Origin of the sequence: Kitasatospora sp. NPDC127121 (genome assembly GCF_042677305.1) — a bacterium.
In the GTDB taxonomy this organism is placed as follows: domain Bacteria; phylum Actinomycetota; class Actinomycetes; order Streptomycetales; family Streptomycetaceae; genus Kitasatospora.
Window position 1 is genome coordinate 82,529 of the sequence record NZ_JBHXTQ010000028.1, and the last position, 4,610, is coordinate 87,138.

At 69.7% G+C, this 4,610-nt stretch carries 4 protein-coding genes; 3 read left to right on the forward strand and 1 reads right to left on the reverse strand.

Annotation, left to right across the window (positions count from 1 at the left end):
* The 3 genes from ACFVHI_RS16690 to ACFVHI_RS16700 form a co-directional block, all read left to right on the forward strand.
* On the forward strand, window positions 1-244 hold a 244-nt coding region (locus tag ACFVHI_RS16690), incomplete at its 5' end, for a DUF397 domain-containing protein (RefSeq protein WP_380339857.1).
* Window positions 245-397: 153 nt separating this feature from the next.
* A complete protein-coding gene (locus tag ACFVHI_RS16695) occupies window positions 398-1,216 on the forward strand; it encodes a hypothetical protein (protein WP_380339860.1) in 819 nt (272 codons plus the stop codon).
* A 798-nt stretch (window positions 1,217-2,014) separates the two neighbouring features.
* Window positions 2,015-3,535 (forward strand): glycosyl hydrolase family 18 protein, encoded by a 1,521-nt coding sequence (locus ACFVHI_RS16700; RefSeq protein WP_380339863.1) that lies wholly within the window; start codon window positions 2,015-2,017, stop codon window positions 3,533-3,535.
* 84 nt (window positions 3,536-3,619) lie between these two features.
* Here ACFVHI_RS16700 and ACFVHI_RS16705 read toward each other — a convergent pair.
* Window positions 3,620-4,470 (reverse strand): IS5 family transposase gene (locus ACFVHI_RS16705; protein ID WP_380339866.1). Its coding sequence is split into 2 segments (ribosomal slippage): window positions 3,620-4,116 and window positions 4,116-4,470, totalling 852 coding nucleotides; the frame shifts between segments, so codons are not numbered across the junction.
* Window positions 4,471-4,610: the final 140 nt, after the last annotated feature.

Here is a 4,610-nt window from a genome sequence, read left to right on the forward strand (position 1 = left end):
GGAGGCCAAGATGCGCGACCGCCACGACCCCTACGACCACAACCCCACCGACGCCGACTGGGCCAAGTCCCCCTTCTCCGCAGAAGGCAACGGCGACTGCGTGATCATCGCGCGCTTCGACAACGGCGACGTCTGGCTCGGCGACGACAAGAACCCCGGCCGCCCCCACCTCGCCTTCGACCAGGCCGAATGGACCGCCTTCGTCCAAGCCATCGAAGCCCACGACCCCCGCTTCACCGCCTGACCGCCCACCGCCCACCGCCCGGGCCGGGACCGCCGGGAAGCCCTGAGTGGCTGTTGCCGGCACCGGGCCGGTTCACGCTCGCGAAGGCCGCGGCTGGGCAAGGCGCCGGGTCATGAGCATCGTCGCCGAGCTGCCCGACGCTAGGTTGGCGCGGTGCATCCGATCCGTTTCGAGGCCGCCACGACAGACGGCGTCCATCGCTTCCACTACCTCCCCGGCAATGACCTGGCGGTGACTCGGCACTGGCCTGGCCTGTGGCAGGAATGGCCTGAGGAGGGGACGCCGTACACCGAGTGGGCGGTGAACAACAACAACATGGAGGAAGTCGCCGTCTATGTGGGCCTGGTGTGGCGTCTGACGGCCGGCCTGGACCGCTATGTGATCCCGACGTACTACTGCGACGACGCCGAGCGTTTCCTGGAGCAAACGCCGATGCTGGTGAGCTGGGAGTACGAGGTCGACGCCAAAGCGCCGACCTCCACCACACGGGACAAGGGCTTCGTACCTGGTCGTACGGCAAAGCCCCTTCGGGTGGAGCCGACCGCCGCGGAGCTGGACCATGCCGGTCGTGCAGGCTTGTTCCGGTTGTCGACGCCTCGCGACCTGGTATCCGCGCTGCATGCGGTGATCTTCGATGCCTCGTCGGAGACCACGGTGTTCGCAGTCGCCCCCGGACCGGAGCGTCGCCAGCGTCTGGTGAGCGCGTTGAGCGGCCCGACTCCCCCTACTCTGGCCGAAGTCCTTGAGGGAGAAGGGGTGTTCGTGGACCTGACGATCGGCTCGGATTTCGACTACTACGACTCGGTCATGGTGGCGTCGCGCGCCGATCTGCGGCACCGGGTCGATGACCTGGCTGCCGACTATGCGCGCAGGATCTCGGCATATGAACTGCGCCTGGACGAACTCGCAAGTGTTCCGGACTTCCTCCGGGCGATGCCGGAGCTTGCCGGTGTGGACTTGGACGTTCCCTGAGCCCTCGATCACTCGATCGAGACCCTCGTTCGATCGGCAAGCCGCTTGATCGGTACGACAACAGCTTCTGAGTGCCGTCGAGCAGCTGGCGGTGGACCGCGGGGACGGCGGTGACGCGCAGGGTGTAGCCCTGGCCGCGCCGCACCGTGACGCCCTGATCGAGGGCGGTGGGCCGGCGGACTCCAGCTCGGTGGTGCGGAGGAAGTCGGCGACCGTGCCCGGATGTCGAGCGTGACCGGCAGCTCGGGGACGGTGCAGGGCGAGGCGGTCGCGGTGGAGCACGTCGAGCACGTCGAGGATGTGCCCGGTGCCCCGTACGAGGCGGAACATCTCGCAGATGTGCACGGTGTCGCCCGGCCGCGCACAGGTGAGCGGTTCGCGGAACTTCGGGCGCTGGAGGGGGTGGAGGCCGCTGGAGGTGCCCGGCGCCTCCTCGAAACGCCGTCGGCGTCGAGGGTCAGGCGCCGAAACCGTCCTCAAACTCCGCGCGCTGCTCGCCAACGGCGCCCTCGATGCGAACCACTGACCGAGGGCCGGGACCTGGAGCCGATACGGCGCCGGCGATCACAGCCGGTCACCAGCAGGCTGGTTCCACTGATCCCCGAGGCCGCACCCGGCGCCGCTCACCGCGCCCCCCGCGGCGAACGGCGTCTGCATTACCGCTCATCTGATCGACCGTCAACCAGTTCATCCGAACTGCCCCACGCGCACAGCTCCCGCCATTACGCTCCCAAGCGTGATCACGCCCGGCGTCGATCCGGGCGCATTCCGTCATCACCACCACAGGGAGCGCATGCCATGAGCGAGCTGGTGTACCCGTCCGACCCCGGCCTCAACGGCCACGCCGTGGACGCGGCCGAACGCACGTACAAGATGAACGGCTTCGACCCGGCGCGGGAGGACTCGAAGCTCTCCTACACCCCCTGCCGGGTCGCCAAGCCCGCCTTCAACACCTACCGGCGCAGCGGCGAGCAGACCGTGTCCGGCTTCCTGGACACCACCTGGGCCTACGACAGCCGTCTGACCGACGACAGCGGCGGCCCCACCGGCGGGCCGGGCGCGGACCTGACCCGGCTGGAGGCCGCGAACGGCGCCTTCGACGAGATCGTCCTCGGCCTGGTCGGCCTCGTCGGCGGCCAGGGCAGCCTGGCGGCCGCCACCGCCCAGGCCGCCCAGGACTTCGGCATCGCCTCCTCCGAGCGCGGCGCCGTGACCTTCATCGACGCCTGGAGCGCGGCCGCCGCCTACCTCGGCTACGGGTTCGACGGCTGGGTCTCCAACGACTACCAGGACCTGTTCACCCAGCCGAAGGCCCAGGGCCTGCTGGGTGCCGCCCGGCGCCTCAAGGAGCGCAACCCGAACCTCTCGGTCGGCCTGCACATCGGCGGCTGGGACCTGAGCGAGGCGTTCCACTCCATCGCCCAGGAGCCCGCCTCGCGGCGGCGGTTCGCCCAGTCCGTCGTACGGGTCTTCCGTGCCTTCCCGATGTTCTCCACCCTCCACCTGGACTGGCGCTGGCCCGGCTCGGCCGGCGCCCCGGAGGCCGGGTACGGCCCGGAGGACGCCGGGAACTATGCCGAGCTCATCCGCGAGACCAGGGCCGCGCTGTCCGCCGCCGACCGGAGCGCGACGATCGCCGTCGCGGTGCCGGCCTCCGCCGCCCAACTCGACGCGATGAACGTCCCGCTCCTCATCGAGGCCGGCGCCGACCGACTGGACCTGATGTCCTTCGACTTCTTCGGCAGCCCCTGGTCCGAGAAGCTCGGGCACCACACCTCGCTGCGCCGCGATCAGAACAGCAGCCAGACGGACTGCGTCGACAACGCCGTCACCCACCTCATCGAGCACGCCGGCGTGGCGCCTCACCGCATCCACCTCGGCTACGCCACCACCACCCGCAACGCCAAGCACGCGAGCATCACCGGCATTTCGCCCCTGCGCGGCAGGTACGACAACGGCTCGGGCGAGACGGTCGGCTCCTTCGCGCCCGGCACGAGCACCTGCGCCGACGTGCTGCGCAACTACCTCGACCTGGAGCAGGGCAAGGGCCGCAACGGCTTCGAGCTGTACACGGACGTCGTCGCCGACGCCGACTACCTCCACAACCCCAGCACCGGCGTCTTCCTCTCCCTCGACACCCCGCGCTCCGTCCGTGCCAAGGCCGAGTACGCCCGCGCCCGGGGCCTCGGCGGCCTGTTCGCCGAGCACGCCGAGGCCGACCCGGGCGTGCTCACCAACGCCGCCCGCGAGGGCCTGGGGCACACCGTCACCGCGACGGTCGTCGACATGAAGCCCCTCTACGTCACCGGCCGCAGCTGACGGCGGGCGGCGCCGTCCGCACCGCGGGCATCACGGGAGGTCCCGTGATGCCCGTCGTCGGCCCCTAGGGTCCGTCTTCAAAGATCAGATCCAGAGCAGGATCGAGGCGATGGTGACGGCGGCATGGTAGGACTCGCGGGTCTTGTCGTAGCGGGTCGCCAGGCCTCGCCACTGCTTCAACCGGTTGAAGCAGCGTTCGACGACGTTGCGGAGTCGGTAGACGCGTCGGTCGAAGCCGGGCGGCCGGCCGCCGCGCGAGCCGCGGTTGAGGCGGCCGAGGGCCTGGTCGACGCGCTCGGGGATGGTGTGCGGGATGCCGCGTCGTCGCAGGTAGGCGCGGATCTTGCGTGAGCTGTAGCCCTTGTCGGCGATGACGTGGTCGGGCCGGGTGCGCGCTCGCCCCGGCCCGACCCTGGGTACTCGGATCGACTCCAGGACCGGTTCCAGGCGGGTGCAGTCGTTGGCGTTGCCGCCGGTCAGGACGAAGCCGAGCGGGCGGCCGCGTCCGTCGCAGGCCAGGTGGAGCTTGGTGCCCAGTCCTCCACGGGACCGGCCGAGGGCGTGATCACCCGTTTCGTCCCGGTCGCGTGCCCCTTTTTACCGCCGGTGGCGTGCTGGTGGGCCCGCACGATCGTGGAGTCGACGGAGACCAGCCAGTCGATGTCCCCGGCCGCGTCCTTCTCGGCCTGGATCGCGTGGAGCATCCGGGAGAATGTTCCGTCCAGCGCCCACCTGCGGAAACGTGTGTAGAGGGTCTGCCAGGAGCCGTAGCGTTCCGGCACGTCCCGCCAGGACGTGCCGGTCCGCAGCTTCCACACGATCCCGTTCAGAACCAGCCGGTCGTCCGACCGCGGACGACCGGCAACCCCCGAAGCGGGCAGGAACCGTGACAGCACAGCCCACTCGGCATCCGAAAGCTCATGACGACGCACCATGGCCGCCATGATCCCTCATCACTTGATCAGCTTTGAAGACGGGCCCTAGTACTGCAACGGTGCTTACCGTGACGGTTGTCGGGTTAGCTCGTTGAGCTGTTCATGGATGGGGACATATCCGAGGTCGATGCTCGTCGCTG